The organism is Novosphingobium percolationis, from assembly GCF_020179425.1.
Taxonomy (GTDB): Bacteria; Pseudomonadota; Alphaproteobacteria; order Sphingomonadales; family Sphingomonadaceae; genus Novosphingobium; species Novosphingobium percolationis.
The window spans coordinates 93,431-107,312 of the sequence record NZ_JAILYM010000004.1 but is presented as its reverse complement, the minus strand read 5'-3'; the positions used below and the strand labels follow the sequence as shown (position 1 = coordinate 107,312).

Below are 13,882 nucleotides of genomic sequence, written 5' to 3'. Positions count from 1 at the left end.
CGGCTCAGATGCCCCCGGCGAACGGCTCGCGCCCGATCCCCGCCAGCGCATCGGACAGCGCCCCGGCGCAGGCGTCCAGCTGGGCCTGATCGGTCGAGCGGATCACGAAGTTGGCGCCGGTGCGACCTTCGCGGAAGAACGGGTAGCTGCCGATCTGTACGCCTTCATAGGCGCGCTCGGTCCGGGCCAGAAGATCGGCGATCTCGCTTTCGGCGACCCAGCAGCCGACCGTGGTGGAAAGCAGCGGCAGCCCGCCTTCGAGCGTGCCGGTCAGGCCATCGAGCATGCCCGCGGTGATCGAGGGGACACCCGCCATGATGAAGATGTTGCCGCACTTGATCCCCGGCGCGCCCGACATGCGGTTGACGATGAGGTCGCTGCCTTCGGGCACGCGCGCCATGCGCAGGCGCGCATCGGTCAGCCCGCCGCGCGTTTCGTAATAGCGTTCCAGCACGGCACGGGCTTCGGGGTGGACGATCACGGGCACGCCCACGGCGGCCGCGATGGCATCGACGGTGATGTCGTCGTGCGTGGGGCCGATGCCACCCGTGGTGAACAGGTAATCGTTGCGGGCGCGCAAGATGTTCACCGCTTCGGCGATGGCGTCCATGTCGTCGGCCACGACGCGCACTTCGCGCAGGCGGATACCCTGCACGCCGAGCCAGGTGGCGATCTGCGCGATGTTCTTGTCCTGCGTGCGGCCGGAGAGGATTTCATCCCCGATCACGATCAGCGCGGCGGTCCAGATGCGGGTCTTGTCGGTCATCGGCAATTACCGTTACCGCAAAGCCCGCCTCTGGCAAGTGCGTGTGAAGGGAGGCGCGAGGGCACGTCGCGCTATTCGGCTGCCTCGCGCGTGGGAACCGTGACCATGGCTTCGTCCGGATGGGCCAGTTGCAGCACGCCGTCCTCGATCGGATCGGTCTTCATGAACTTGCGGTCACGCACGTAGTCCTGGCTGAGCCGCCAGCGCATGTCGGTGGCGCTGCGCGGCTGGAGGTGCTTGCCGCGCTGGAGATAGCCCGAGGAGAAGTCGAACACGTCGTCGAAGGTGAGCGCCCCCGCATCGGACAGCACCGGGGTTGCCACTTCGTGCCCGGTCTCCTTCATGCGGTTGAGCAGGCGGCACACATATTCGGCGTTGAGATCGGCGCGCAGTGTCCACGAGGCGTTGAGATAGCCGAACACCGCCGCAAGGTTGGGCAGGTTCGAGAACATCACCGCCTTGTAGTAGTAGTGATCGGCCAGATCGATCGGCACGCCATCCTTCGACAGCGCGATTTTCCCGGCGATGGCGAGTTTGAGGCCGGTGGCGGTGACGATCACGTCGGCATCGAGATGGCGGCCCGATTCGAGCTGGATGCCGGTGGCGTCGATCCGGGCGATGCGGTCGGTGACGACATCGGCCTTGCCGGCCTTGATCGCTTCGAACATGTCGGCATCGGGTACGAGGCAGAGCCGCTGTTCCCACGGATTGTAGGGCGGGGTGAAGGCGCGGGCGTCGTACTTGTCGCCCAGCATGGCCTTGAGCCGTTCGGTGAGGAACGCCTTCACCTTTTCCGGCTGGGTGCGCGCGCGGTTGTAGAAGAAGTTCTGCAGACGGACGTTCTTGAACCGGGTGATCGCATAGGCGAGCCGTTCGGGTAGGAACTTGCGCAGCGTGTTGGCGAAGGCATCGCGCGCGGGGCGCGAGGCGTACCAGGTCGGCGTGCGCTGGAGCATGGTGACATGCGCGGCCTTGTCGGCCATCGCGGGAACGACGGTGACGGCGGTGGCGCCCGAGCCGATCACCACGACGCGCTTGCCCGCATAGTCGAGGTGCTTCGGCCAGAACTGCGGGTGGACGATCTGCCCGGCGAAGTCTGCCTTGCCGGGAATCTCGGCCTCGTAGGGCTGGTCGTAGTCGTAGTAGCCCGATCCGAGGTAGAGCATGCGCGCGGTGAGGCTGGTGCGGCGATGGTTGTCGTCCTCCGCCACGATCCGCCAGAACCCCGCGGCGCTGTCCCAGTCGGCGGACACGACGCGCGTGCCGAAGCGGATGTTGGGGCGGATATGGCGTTCGTCGGCGATGCGGTTGAGGTATTCGAGAATCGAGGGGCCGTCGGCGATCGACTTTTCGTGCCGCCAGGGTTCGAACGAAAAGCCCAGCGTGTGCATGTCGCTGTCCGAGCGCACGCCCGGATAGCGGAACAGGTCCCAGGTGCCGCCGATGGCGGCACGGCGTTCGAGGATGGCGTAGCGGCGATCTGGGCAGAGCATCTGCATGTGCGCGGCCATGCCGATGCCGGAAATGCCCGCGCCGACGATCGCGACGTCGATGTCCGGTTGTTCGCCTTCGAGCCTGATCTCGACGCCCATTGCCTGTTCTCCCGTTTTGTTATTGACAGCGATGTTAGCCGCTTTGCCGGCAATTGCCAGCGGCGATTGCGTTTTGGCAACGACCGCGACAGACAGGGCACGCATGATTGTTGCCGCGCACCGCTACACCGCCGGGAAGGCCCACGACATCGCGCTGGAGATCGACGGCGTGCATCGCCCGTGCGAGGCGCCGGGCAGTTTCGACTGGGTGGGGCTGTGCGAGCCTGACGCCGCCGAGATGGAGCTGGTGCGGCGGCAGTACGGGCTGCACCCGCTGGCGGTGGAGGATGCGCTCAACCCGCGCCAGCTGCCCAAGGTCGACATCTATGGCCGACAGCTGTTCGTGGTGGCGCGCACCGCCGCGCTGGCCGAGGATGGCGAGACCATCGCCTATGGCCAGACGGCGTTCTTCCTGGGCGCGGACTTCGTGATCTCGGTGCGGTTCGGATCGACCCGCGCGCACCGCGACCTGCGGCGCGGGCTGGAAAGCGATGCCGAGCGGCTGGCCGAGGGCGCGGACTATGTGCTGCACGCGGTGCTCGATTTCATCGTCGATGGCTACATGCCGATCATGGACCGGCTGGAGGACGTGGCGCAGGCCATGGAGGAATCGGCCATCGACGCGTTTCCCGAACAGGCGGTGATCCGCCGCATCTTCCGCCTGCGCCGGCAGTTGCGGCGGTTCGAGCGGGTGATTGGGCCGATGGAGGAAATGGTCGAGCGGCTGGCGCAGGCCGACCTGCCGATGGTCGACCCTTCGGCAAGGATCTGGTTCCGCGACGTGCTCGACCACGTGCGCCGGGTGATGGCTCGGATGCGCGGCCTGAAGGAAACGCTGGCCGCGATTGTCGAGACCGCGAGCCTGCTCGAACAGCACCGGCAGGGCGAGATGACGCGCCAGCTGGCGGCCTGGGCGGCGATCCTGGCGGTGCCGACCGCGATTGCCGGGATCTATGGCATGAATTTCGAGTACATCCCGGAGCTGAGGTGGCACTACGGCTATTATCTGGTCTGGGCGGTCATCCTGTCGATCTGCGGGGGGCTGTTCTGGCGCTTCCGCAGGATCGGCTGGCTTTGACCGGCAACATTGGGGAACATTCATGGCGGGCGGTTCGACGCGGACGATCCTGATCGCGCTGGGCGCGAACGTGGGCATCGCGATTGCCAAGTTCGGGGCGGCGGCGGTGACGGGCTCGTCGGCGATGCTGACCGAAGGCGTCCACTCCCTTGTCGATTCGAGCAACCAGGTGCTGCTGCTCTATGGCCGCAAGCGGTCGGTCCAGCCGGCCGATGCGACGCATCCGTTCGGCTATGGGCGCGAGCTGTACTTCTGGTCGTTCATCGTCGCGATCCTGGTGTTCGCGCTGGGCGCGGGGGTCTCGGTCTACGAGGGCGTGCTGCACATCCTCGATCCCGAGCCGGCGACCAACCCGCTGCTCGCCTATGCCGTGCTGGCGGTGGCCTTCGCGCTGGAGGGCTGGTCGACGATCGCGGCACTGGCCGACTTCAACAAGACGCGGCGCGGAACGATCTGGCAGGAGATCCGCCACACCAAGGATGCACCGACGCTGGTGCTGCTGCTCGAAAATTCGGGCGCGCTGGTGGGCCTGATCGTCGCTGCGCTGGGGCTGACGCTGAGCCTCGTCACCGGCCATCCGTTCTGGGACGGGCTGGCTTCGGTGCTGATCGGGCTGGTGCTGGGCGTTCTGGCGGTGGTGCTGCTGCACGAGGCCAAGGGCCTGTTGATCGGCGAAAGCGCGGACCCGGTGATGGTCGAGGCGATTCGCGCGAAGGCGGCGGCGCACGCGGGCGTGGTGCGGGTGCACGAGGTGCTGACTCTGCACAGCGCGCCGACGATGGTGACGGTGATCATCAGCGCCGATTTCGAGGACGCGATCACCGCGCGCGATGTCGAACGGATCGTGCTGGCAATCGAGCGCGAGGTGGCGGCGAGCTTTCCGATCGTGGCGCGGGTCTATGTCCGCCCGCGCGACAGCTCGGTGGCGTAACGGTCAGGCCGCGCGGCGCATTCCGGCGCGCAGCCATTCGCGGGCGCGGCGCTGGGCTTCGGCGATCTCGCGCGCGGTCATGTCCTCGGCCACGTCGGCGCGGCATTGCGCGGCTTCGTCATGGCCCGCGACGGCGGCGAGGTTGAACCACTTGTGCGCCTCGACGAAGTCGCAATCGACGTCGTGGCTGCCGGTGGAAAAGGCGACGCCGAGGTCGAAGTAGGCGCTGGCATCGCCCATCTGCGCAGCAGCGAGGCAAACGGCGACGAGCGAATCGGTGGCGGCCGGGATGGCGGCGGTAGAGGCGGGTGTGATGCTGGCGAGGCCGATGGGCGTCATGATCTGGTCCAAGTCCTGTCCGGCAACGTCCCCCAATGGCGCTGCCCTAGGGAAAACCTCGCTAAGTTTGGTCAACAAAGCGTTAATGATAGCCGCAGAAGTCGAGCGGAGGGGACAGCTACGGACCATTCGCCATGTTCGTTCGGCTCTCCTTCATCCAACTTTCGACACTGTGAGTAAGGACTTGTGGCGTTACGGAGCGGACCCTATAGGCGCGCCAAACCAAGAGCTTTGCGCCGCGTCGCAATGCGGCGCTGAAGGGCCTGTGGGGTCGACGTTTTCCAGCCCGCACCAGTACGGTCGGGTCATGCGGAGGGCCGGATGGCTGGGGTTTTGAGTGATGAAATCGACGTTCTGGCAAAGGCCCGCCGGGCCATGCCGGGCGACTATGTTCCCAGTGACAACGAAGAGTACATGTCCGAGCAGCAGCAGGATTATTTCCGGCGGCTGCTGCTGGAATGGAAGAGGTCGATCCTTTCGGCTTCGGAAACCACGCTTTCGGCGCTGCAGGATGGCCCGCTGCGCGAGCCCGACCTCAACGATCGCGCATCGAGCGAGACCGACTGGGGCATCGAGCTGCGCACCCGCGATCGCCAGCGCAAGCTGATCGCCAAGATCGATTCGGCCATGCGCCGCATCGACGAAGGCGAATACGGCTTTTGCGAAGTGACCGGCGAGCCGATCGGCCTCGGCCGCCTGATCGCCCGCCCGATCGCGACGATGACGGTCGAAGCGCAGGAAGCGCACGAGCGCCGCGAGAAGATTTCGCGCGACATGTGATCCATAGCGACCGGGCGGCGCTATGGTCCGCCCGGTCGCTGCCGCCCCAGCGCGCGCCCGTTTCTGTCCCGGTTCGGGACGTAGGGCGGGTTAATTGCGCGTTAGGCATGTTCGTTTGCATCCCGGCGGTATCGGCACGCGAAAAGCAGGCCATGGACGAGATCGAACATCGCCAGCGCGGGCGGGACAACCTGTTCCTGATGGCGGACCTGCGCCTTGTCGACCCGAACGGCCTGCGCGCGGACGGCGAACACCGCGTGCGCATCCGCAACCTTTCGGCGGGCGGCGTCATGGCCGAAGGCAACGTCAAGGTCGGCCCCGGCACGGGGCTTGAAATCGCGCTGCGCCATATCGGCTGGGTGGCCGGCACGGTCGCCTGGATACAGGACAACCGCTTCGGCATCGCCTTTGCGCAGCCGATCGATCCCGCGCTGGTGCAAGCGTCGGATGCGGGGGGCCTCTAAGCGATTTTCCCGGCGCTTCTGCGCTGACCTTCGCGCCTGGGTCTGCTAGCACGGCAGGCGATGGTCCGTCGTTCACGCACCGCTCTGGCATTTCTGTTGCCGCTGGTCCTGCTGGGGGCGAGCTGCGGGCGCGCCAAGCATGGTCCGCTGCCGGTGGCGCTGGTGGGCGAAGACGATGCCTTCCGCACATCGGGCGCGCGGCTTTCCCCGGCCGCGCAAGTGCTGCGCGCGGCGACGATCGAGGGGCTGGTGGGCTTCGATGCCGAAGGCCGCGTGGTGCCCGCGCTGGCCGATCGCTGGATCGTGACCGACGACGGGCAAAGCTACATCTTCCGCTTGCGCGACGGGACCTGGCCCGATGGATCGCCGGTCAGCGCCGAAAGCGCGGCGGCGGCCCTGCGCAAGACGCTGGCGGCGCTTTCGGGCACGGCGCTGGGGCTGGACCTGTCGCCGATCGACGATGTGCGGGTGATGGCCGACCGGGTGATCGAGGTCGATCTCGACGCGCCGATGCCCGACCTGCTGACGCTGCTGGCGCAGCCGGAACTGGGGCTGATCCACGACAAGCGCGGCGCCGGGCCGATGGGCCTGAAGCGCGAGGGTGAAGCGAACGGGGTGGGCGGTGCACGCGCGGCGGTGCTGGCGCTGATCCCGCCGGACAAGCGCGGGCTGCCCCCGCAGGAAGGCTTTGCCGCGCGCAGCCGTCCGATCCACCTCGAAGTGGTGAGCGCAGCGCGCGCGGTCGAGCGCTTCAACGATGGTTTTGTCGACGCGGTGCTGGGCGGGCGCATCGATTCGCTGCCGCTGGCGGGCGTGGGCGGGCTGACGCGCGGGAATGTGCAGATCGACCCGGTGATCGGGCTGTTCGGGCTGATGATCGAGCGCGGAGACGGCTTCCTCTCCCAGGCGCTCAACCGCGAGGCGCTGGCGCTGGCGATCGATCGTCCGGCGCTGCTGGCAGCGTTCAACGTGGGCGGGTGGGAGCCGACCACGCGGGTCGTTTCGGCCGACGTGGAAGACGATACCGGCGCGGTGCGCGAACGCTGGGCGGCGCTGGACCTGCCGGCGCGGCGCAGCAGCGCCGTCGAACGCGTCGCGCGCTGGAAGGCGGCGGGCAACGCGCCGCCGGTGCTGCGCATCGCCATGCCCGATGGCCCGGGTTCGCAACTGGTGCTGGCGCACCTGACGGCAGACTTCGCCGCTATCGGCGTCGGCCTGAACCGCGTGCCCGAAGGCACCCGCGCCGAGCTGCGGCTGGTGGACAGCGTGGCGCGCTATGGCCGGGCGACCTGGTTCCTCAACCAGCTGACCTGCGCGGTGCAGAAGGCGGTGTGCAGCCCCGTGGGCGACGACCTGCTGGCGCAGGCGCGCCAGGCGGTGGACCCGCGCCAGCGCGCGGCGTTGCTGGGGCAGGCCGAAGGGGAGATCACCGCCGCCAACGGCTTCATCCCCATCGCGCGGCCCTTGCGCTGGTCGCTGGTGCGCAGCGGCGTGACGGGCTTCGCGCTCAATCCGTGGGGCTGGCATCCCTTGCCGCCGCTGGCCATGCTTCCCAAGTAGGGAGCATGAACGCTTTTTCGACATCGACCGTCCGCCCGCGCCGCATGGCCCCCGCGATGCCCGGGCTGGGGCGTGATCCTGCCGCTGTCCGCGCCCGTATCGAGGCGATGGAGCAGGTGCTGGAACGCGCCTTCACCATTCCGGGGCTGGGTCGCAAGGTCGGGCTAGACGCGGTGGCGGGCCTCGTGCCGGTGCTGGGCGACATGCTGACCGCCGCGATGGGCGCGTGGCTGGTGTGGGAGGCGCGCAACCTGGGCCTGCCGAAGTGGAAGCTGTGGCGGATGAGCGCGAACGTCGCCTTCGATGCCGCGATCGGCGCGGTGCCGGTGGTGGGCGATGCCTTCGACCTGCTGTTCCGTTCGAACAGCCGCAACCTGAAGATCATCCGCAAGCATCTCGACCGGCACCACCCGGCGAGCGGGGTGATCGAGGGCTGATCCCCCCATAGGCCGTCAGAAGTCGATCGCGATCCCGTTCTTCTCCCAATCGCCGAAGCGGGTGGGATCGAGACCATCGGGATCTTCGCCGCGCTGCATCGGTTGCGGAGCGGGGGCCGGAGCGTTGGTCCAGTGCGCGGGGCGGGTGAAGGCCGCCGGGCGCTGCGTGGCGCGGGGAATAGGCTTGTCCATGGATCGCGAGATGGGGCGTCCCTGCGCGCGATGCAATTGCCATTTGTGTCCTGTGCGCCGATAGGCGGACGATGAACGCACATTCTCAGGATGAAACCCCCGGCGTGCCCGCGCGGCGCGCGGCGTTGCGGATGCTCGATGCCGTGCTGCGCCGGGGCGAACCGCTCGACCAGGCCGCGCCGCCGATCCTGCGCGCGATCGAGCGCGGCGACGACCGCGCGCTCGCCACCGCCATCGCGCAGGAGGCCTTGCGCTGGCTCGCCGATCTCGACGCGCTGATCGATGGCGCAACCCGGCAGGTGCTGCCTGACGACGCCAAGGCGCGCAGCGTGCTGCGGATCATGCTGGCGCAGGCGCTGCGGCTGGAATTGCCGCCGCACGCGGTGATTGCCACGGGCCTGCCGCTGCTGATGGGCGGGCCGCGCCGGCTGGCGCACGGCGTGTTCTCGGCCCTGCTCAAGAGCGGGCAGCGCCTGCCCGACGCGCCGACGCTGCCCGACGCGGTGCGGGCGCGCTGGGACGCGGCCTGGCCGGGGCGGGTGGACGCCATCGCGGCGGGGCTGGCCGTGCCGCCGCCGCTCGACCTGACGCTGAAGGACGCGAGCCGTACCGCCGAATGGGCCGAGCGGCTGGGCGGTTCGTCGCTGATGCCCGGGCACGTGCGGCTGGCCCGCGCGGGCGCGGTCGAGGCGCTGGCGGGGTTCGGCGAAGGCGCGTGGTGGGTGCAGGACCTTGCCGCGAGTGTGCCCGCGCGGCTGCTGGGCGCGGGCGAAGGACGCCGCGTGCTTGATTTGTGCGCCGCGCCGGGGGGCAAGACCATGCAACTGGCCGCGGCGGGCTGGAAGGTCACCGCGCTCGACAAGTCGGCGCGGCGGCTGGAGCGGCTGACCGCCAATCTCACGCGCGTGGGGCTGGAGGCCGAAGTGATCGCCGCCGATGCGATGCAGTGGCGGCCCGAGGAGATATACGACGCGGTGCTGCTCGATGCGCCGTGCTCGGCCACGGGCACCTGCCGTCGCCATCCCGATGTGTTGCTGCGCCAGCCGCCCTTTGGCGAACTGGCGGAATTGCAGCGCAATCTGCTGGAACGTGCGGCCGGCGCGCTCAAGCCCGGCGGCACGCTGGTCTATGCGGTCTGCGCGATGGAGCCCGCCGAGGGCGAGCGCCAGGCCGACTGGGTGCGCGCGCTGCGCCCCGATCCGATCCGCGTCGACGAACTGCCCGAAGGCATCGCCCCGACGGCGGAAGGGTGGTTCCGCTCCGACCCCGGCATGTTGGCCGGGGCGGGCGGGATCGACGGCTTCTTCGCGGCCCGGTGGGTAAAGGGCGCTGGGTAAAGCGCGCCGGTTGAAGGATCAGGCCTTCACCCGGTTGGCGAAGCTCTTGCGCAGCTTCATCAGCTTGGGCGGGATCACGGCGAGGCAGTAGGAATTGCGCTGGCCTTCGCCCTGCCAGTATTCCTGGTGGTAGTCCTCCGCCGGATACCAGGTGGCGGGGCCTTCGATGGTGGTGACGACCGGCTGGTCGCGCTCGGCCTGCGCGCGGGCGATCCCGGCTTCGGCCTCGGCGCGCTGGTCGTCGTCGAGCGGGAAGATCGCCGAGCGATACTGAGTGCCCACGTCGTTGCCCTGCCGGTTGAGCTGCGTCGGATCGTGCGTGACGAAGAAGATGTCGAGCAGGTCGGCATAGCGCAGAGACTGCGGATCGTAGGTCACGCGGATCGCCTCGGCATGGCCGGTCAGCCCGGAACAGACTTCCTTGTAGGTCGGATCGGCCTTGCTGCCGCCGATGTAGCCGCTTTCGACGGCTTCCACGCCGATCACGTCGCGGAACACCGCCTCGGTGCACCAGAAGCAGCCGCCTGCGAAAATGGCCTGCGCCATGGGGAGAAGTCCTTTCGTATCGTGTCCTGCGCGAAGATAGGAAGCACGCGCGCCGCTGTCACCGTCCCAGCGTTGAATTGAACGCGCGATGGCCATAAGTGCAGGGCATGACCACGATCACCGTCGCCGCCCTCCAACTCGCGCTCAACCATGCCGACGAGCAGGTCAACATCGCCGCCGTCGCCGCGCTGGTGGAACAGGCCGCCGCCAGGGGCGCGCAAGTGGTGCAGCCGCCCGAGCTGTTCGCAGGGCCGTACTTCTGCAACCGCGAGGACGAGGCGCTGTTCGCGCTCGCCCGGCCGTTGCAAGAAGACCCCTCGGTGCGCGAAATGCGCAAGCTGGCCAAGGCGCTGGGCATCGCCATTCCCACCAGCTTCTTCGAGCGCGACGGGCACCATTACTACAACACGCTGGCGATGGTCGGCCCCGATGGCGAGATCATGGGCGCTTATCGGAAGAGCCACATCCCCGACGGTCCGGGCTATGAAGAGAAGTTCTATTTCCGCCCCGGCAACACCGGATTCAAGGTGTGGGACGTGTTCGGCGCGCGCATCGGCGTGGGCGTGTGCTGGGACCAGTGGTATCCCGAATGCGCGCGCGCGATGGCGCTGATGGGGGCCGAGCTGCTGTTCTATCCCACCGCGATCGGATCCGAACCCTATGACGCCAGCTTCGACACCAGCCGCATCTGGCGGCGCGCGATGCTGGGCCATGCGGCATCGAACTGCATGCCGGTGATCGCGGCCAACCGCATCGGCACCGAAGCCGACGAGCAGCGCTTCTACGGTCACAGCTTCATCGCCAACCAGTGGGGCGATTTCCTCGCCGAATATGGCGCGGAGGAGACCGGCGTGCTGGTGGCGGCCATCGACCTTGCCGAAGCGGCGAAGCACCGCGCAGGGATGGGTTTCTTCCGCGACCGTCGGCCGCAGCTCTACGGGCGCCTGGCCGAGGATATCTGACGCCGGTGCGCCAGCGCTACCTGATCGCGCTCGGCTCGAACGTGCGCCACCCGCGCCACGGCGGGCCGCCCAGCGTGCTGCGCGCGGCGGCGCTGGCGCTGGAAGCGGCCGGGCTGGCGGTGCTGGCGGTGGCGCCGGTGATCGCCAGCGCGCCGCTGGGGCCATCGCGCCGCCGCTATGCCAATGGCGCGGCCGTGGTGGACAGCGCGCTGCCCCCGCGCGCGCTGCTGGCGCTGCTGCAAGGCATCGAACACGATTTCGGCCGGGTGCGGCGCGGCCAGCGCTGGGGCGCGCGGACGCTCGATCTCGACCTCGTGTTGTGGAGCGGCGGGCACTGGCAGGACAAGGCGCTGAGCGTGCCGCACCCCGCTTTTCGCACGCGTGCCTTCGTGGTGTGCCCGGCCGCGCGCATCGCGCCCGGCTGGCGCGATCCGGCGACAGGCCTCGCGCTGAAACACCTCGCCGCCCGCTTGACCCGCCGCGCGAGCCCCCCTAGGGCCGCACCACGCCGCGCGCCATGACAGCGCGACCCGAAGGGCGGGCCCTTAGCTCAGTCGGTAGAGCAACTGACTTTTAATCAGTAGGTCGCTGGTTCGAACCCAGCAGGGCTCACCATACGGATTTGCAAGGATTTTGACCGCTATAGTACTGCCGCGTGGGCCTGGCTTATTTGTTTCGGGTAAGCACCCGGTAAGCACGGCTGGTTCATTGGCTTCGGAACGCCCGTGTTGATTTCGGATTCCCAAAGTCGCCAAACTATGATTCAAGCATGCGTGATCACAGGGAGCTTTGGGGTATGAGCGCGGCTTTCCTCATCGATGGCCAGTACGAAGCCCGACGGAAGATGGGCGAAAGCATCGTCACACCCTTTGATGAGTCATCATTGCAGCCAGCATCCATTGACCTGCGCCTGAGCGATCAGGAGACTGTGTACGACCTAACGGAGTACGTTCTAGGCCAGGATCTGGGCGAGAGCCAAGTGACTCAGCGGCAGTTCAGCAGGCGGAAAGTCAAGCCAGGGGAAACGGTTTTCATAACCCTCAAAGAGACGATTGCGATCCCTAGCGATTGCCTCGGCTTTGTGTTCCCTCGGAGCAGCATCACGCGCTTGGGCATCATTATCCCACCGGTTTACATGAATCCTGGATACCGGGGGCGAATGCCCTTGACGATAACCAACGCCAGTCCGGTTGAGATTACAATCTTGCCAGATATCCGCGTTGCCCAATTGATCTGCGCAACTTTAAATCCGGCTCCCTCTCATGGGTACGCGGCGCGACCCTCCGCAAAGTACGCTGATGAGAAGGGGGCCGCATCAATGATCGCGTCTGATGCGGACATTCGTGCTGCGGTAGCAAAGGTTCTCGCAGCTTCGGTTCCGTCCAGTCTGCGTGAATAGTCCTGACGCTGAATGACATTAGAATCCGAACGCAGCTCGCTAAGGGACTTGATTGGCGACGCGCTTGCATTGCGAGCAGGCGAAGAACTGGGACAGTTCCAACTCCCATCCGAAGCCGAGAGAGCGAAATTTAGGTCCGTAACCAGCGATAGCGCCGAGAAGGTTTTGGGGAATTATGAGCGGGCGCTCGCAGTCGATGTTTTGGCGGCCGCAGTTATAGACAGGCTCCGCGATGATATCAGCCGTAGGAGTCGTGTCTCCGGCATCATCGAGATCGCAATAAACATCTCCGCAGTTTTACTTGGCCTTCTTGGTGGGGCCATCGGTGTCTTCCTAGACCCAAATAACAATGCCAGTTCCATAAAAATTATTGCCTTGGCTATCGCGGGCATCGCAATCATTCAATTCATCGGTAACTGGTACCTTAAGCAGTTTGACCATAATCGATAAATTTCTTCGTCTATCGACGAAGCAATAGGTGGGGCAAGTGGCGACCAAAGACCTACCACTGCCTCCCCGGGGTTAACGATCCCCGCAGCCTTCGCTACCTCAAGGGCAGGTGCTCCAGACCCGCCCGCCGCCTCGTGCAGGCGATTACTCTCATTTGCGTCAATGGGGCGCGTTGCTCTTACTCTTGCGCTGCCGCCTCTGCGTTATCCGCCGCATCCTTGGCGTTACTGGCCGCTTGTTCAGCATCGTCCGCTGCGCTTTGGGCGTCTCCGACGACATCACGCCAGTTCTCATTCTGGAATCGTTGCGCTTGCGATTTCGCCTCCTCGGCTGCGCTGTGTGCCGTCTCCGCTGCGGATTGGGCATCCTCTGCAGCGGAATGCGCCTCATCCAGTTGCGATCGGAGCGCAGCATTTTCGGATTCCAGTTCGGAAACCTGCTGCTCCAATTCTTCCCGGCTTGGCCTGTCCGAACAGGCGCAGAGTAATAGGAATGCAAATCCGATTGAGTATCGCACAGGCCCCCCAGTGCTGTTGATCCATAATGGCCGATCTTTGTTCTATAGCATAGCCCCATTCTTGATCGCGAGTGGATGCCATGCTTGCAGGATAATAGGGACGATAGAGACAATGGGCCTCAGTCCATCTTGAATCCCGGCGGCGGTGGAGGCGGCGTGTGCTTCGAAGCGACCGTTGGCGGAAGCATCGGCAGACCCTTGGCGGCGCTTTCACCTCGCGCCCCCTTTCGAGCCACCTCGATTGCCTTCTGGATCGCCTTGCGCTGCGCCTCGGGCGTCATGCCTCCGAAGGCCGCATTGCCGACAAGCGCGCTCAGGCGCTGGTGGGCATCCTGTCCCGCCTTGGCTGCAAGCTGCTCGTACTCCTGCGGCGTGTAGTTCATGCTCGGGGATCCACGGCTGACGCACCGGAGGATGGCGATGTCGAGCGCGATTACTTCGACCGCGCGCGCGTTCTGGGAGCTGATCACGCGAGACCCTGCCGAGTGGCGTGAGCCGACAACACGTTGGTGGTGACACGATCTGGGAACCC

The 13,882-nt window shown here is 66.7% G+C and carries 18 protein-coding genes and 1 tRNA gene; 12 read left to right on the top strand and 7 right to left on the bottom strand.

Going from position 1 to position 13,882, the window contains the following annotated elements:
* Positions 1–4: 4 nt before the first annotated feature.
* Both K3A84_RS11850 and K3A84_RS11845 read right to left on the bottom strand, forming a co-directional pair.
* Positions 5–766 carry a competence/damage-inducible protein A gene (locus K3A84_RS11850; RefSeq protein ID WP_225009559.1) on the bottom strand — a complete coding sequence of 254 codons (762 nt, stop codon included), beginning with the start codon at positions 764–766 and terminating at the stop codon, positions 5–7.
* 71 nt (positions 767–837) lie between these two features.
* Complete coding sequence (locus K3A84_RS11845) at positions 838–2,358, bottom strand: flavin-containing monooxygenase (protein ID WP_225009558.1); 1,521 nt, start codon at positions 2,356–2,358, stop codon at positions 838–840.
* Between the two features lie 103 nt (positions 2,359–2,461).
* Here K3A84_RS11845 and K3A84_RS11840 point away from each other — a divergent pair, with 103 nt between their 5' ends.
* The gene (locus K3A84_RS11840; RefSeq protein ID WP_225009557.1) at positions 2,462–3,436 is read left to right on the top strand and encodes a magnesium and cobalt transport protein CorA; all 975 of its coding nucleotides are present in this window, start codon (positions 2,462–2,464) and stop codon (positions 3,434–3,436) included.
* Positions 3,437–3,458: 22 nt separating this feature from the next.
* Positions 3,459–4,367 (top strand): cation diffusion facilitator family transporter, encoded by a 909-nt coding sequence (locus tag K3A84_RS11835; protein WP_225009556.1) that lies wholly within the window; start codon positions 3,459–3,461, stop codon positions 4,365–4,367.
* Between the two features lie 3 nt (positions 4,368–4,370).
* On the opposite strand, the gene K3A84_RS11830 is transcribed toward K3A84_RS11835, so the two are convergent.
* Entirely contained in the window at positions 4,371–4,706 is a 336-nt protein-coding gene (locus tag K3A84_RS11830; protein WP_225009555.1) for an SEL1-like repeat protein, read from the bottom strand.
* Between the two features lie 321 nt (positions 4,707–5,027).
* Here K3A84_RS11830 and dksA point away from each other — a divergent pair, with 321 nt between their 5' ends.
* The 4 genes from dksA to K3A84_RS11810 all read left to right on the top strand — a co-directional run bounded on the left by dksA (position 5,028) and on the right by K3A84_RS11810 (position 7,947).
* Positions 5,028–5,486, top strand: a complete 459-nt coding sequence (gene dksA, locus K3A84_RS11825; RefSeq protein ID WP_225009554.1) for an RNA polymerase-binding protein DksA — start codon at positions 5,028–5,030, stop codon at positions 5,484–5,486.
* Between the two features lie 152 nt (positions 5,487–5,638).
* A complete protein-coding gene (locus K3A84_RS11820; protein ID WP_225009553.1) occupies positions 5,639–5,950 on the top strand; it encodes a PilZ domain-containing protein in 312 nt (103 codons plus the stop codon).
* A 60-nt stretch (positions 5,951–6,010) separates the two neighbouring features.
* Positions 6,011–7,510, top strand: a complete 1,500-nt coding sequence (locus K3A84_RS11815; RefSeq protein WP_225009552.1) for an ABC transporter substrate-binding protein — start codon at positions 6,011–6,013, stop codon at positions 7,508–7,510.
* Positions 7,511–7,515: 5 nt separating this feature from the next.
* Entirely contained in the window at positions 7,516–7,947 is a 432-nt protein-coding gene (locus K3A84_RS11810; protein WP_225009551.1) for a DUF4112 domain-containing protein, read from the top strand.
* A gap of 15 nt (positions 7,948–7,962) precedes the next feature.
* On the opposite strand, the gene K3A84_RS11805 is transcribed toward K3A84_RS11810, so the two are convergent.
* Positions 7,963–8,139 (bottom strand): DUF1674 domain-containing protein, encoded by a 177-nt coding sequence (locus K3A84_RS11805; RefSeq protein WP_225009550.1) that lies wholly within the window; start codon positions 8,137–8,139, stop codon positions 7,963–7,965.
* Positions 8,140–8,210: 71 nt separating this feature from the next.
* On the opposite strand from K3A84_RS11805, the gene K3A84_RS11800 reads away from it, so the two are divergent.
* A complete protein-coding gene (locus K3A84_RS11800) occupies positions 8,211–9,476 on the top strand; it encodes an RsmB/NOP family class I SAM-dependent RNA methyltransferase (RefSeq protein WP_225009549.1) in 1,266 nt (421 codons plus the stop codon).
* 18 nt (positions 9,477–9,494) lie between these two features.
* On the opposite strand, the gene msrA is transcribed toward K3A84_RS11800, so the two are convergent.
* Positions 9,495–10,022, bottom strand: a complete 528-nt coding sequence (gene msrA, locus K3A84_RS11795) for a peptide-methionine (S)-S-oxide reductase MsrA (protein ID WP_225009548.1) — start codon at positions 10,020–10,022, stop codon at positions 9,495–9,497.
* A 107-nt stretch (positions 10,023–10,129) separates the two neighbouring features.
* Between msrA and aguB the strand changes: the two genes are divergently transcribed.
* From aguB to K3A84_RS11770, 5 genes are all read left to right on the top strand, one after another.
* Positions 10,130–10,984, top strand: coding sequence for an N-carbamoylputrescine amidase (aguB, locus tag K3A84_RS11790; RefSeq protein ID WP_225009547.1), 855 nt, complete (start codon positions 10,130–10,132; stop codon positions 10,982–10,984).
* Between the two features lie 5 nt (positions 10,985–10,989).
* Positions 10,990–11,505, top strand: a complete 516-nt coding sequence (gene folK, locus K3A84_RS11785; RefSeq protein ID WP_225009546.1) for a 2-amino-4-hydroxy-6-hydroxymethyldihydropteridine diphosphokinase — start codon at positions 10,990–10,992, stop codon at positions 11,503–11,505.
* Between the two features lie 18 nt (positions 11,506–11,523).
* Positions 11,524–11,599 (top strand) — tRNA-Lys (locus tag K3A84_RS11780).
* Between the two features lie 181 nt (positions 11,600–11,780).
* Complete coding sequence (gene dcd / locus K3A84_RS11775; RefSeq protein WP_225009545.1) at positions 11,781–12,383, top strand: dCTP deaminase; 603 nt, start codon at positions 11,781–11,783, stop codon at positions 12,381–12,383.
* A 12-nt stretch (positions 12,384–12,395) separates the two neighbouring features.
* On the top strand, positions 12,396–12,833 hold the full coding sequence (locus tag K3A84_RS11770; RefSeq protein WP_225009544.1) for a hypothetical protein: 438 nt from the start codon (positions 12,396–12,398) through the stop codon (positions 12,831–12,833).
* 178 nt (positions 12,834–13,011) lie between these two features.
* Here the strand turns inward: K3A84_RS11770 and K3A84_RS11765 are convergent, their stop codons facing one another.
* A complete protein-coding gene (locus K3A84_RS11765; protein ID WP_263626274.1) occupies positions 13,012–13,281 on the bottom strand; it encodes an alanine-zipper protein in 270 nt (89 codons plus the stop codon).
* Between the two features lie 188 nt (positions 13,282–13,469).
* Complete coding sequence (locus K3A84_RS11760; RefSeq protein ID WP_225009542.1) at positions 13,470–13,820, bottom strand: hypothetical protein; 351 nt, start codon at positions 13,818–13,820, stop codon at positions 13,470–13,472.
* Between the last annotated feature and the right edge of the window lie 62 nt (positions 13,821–13,882).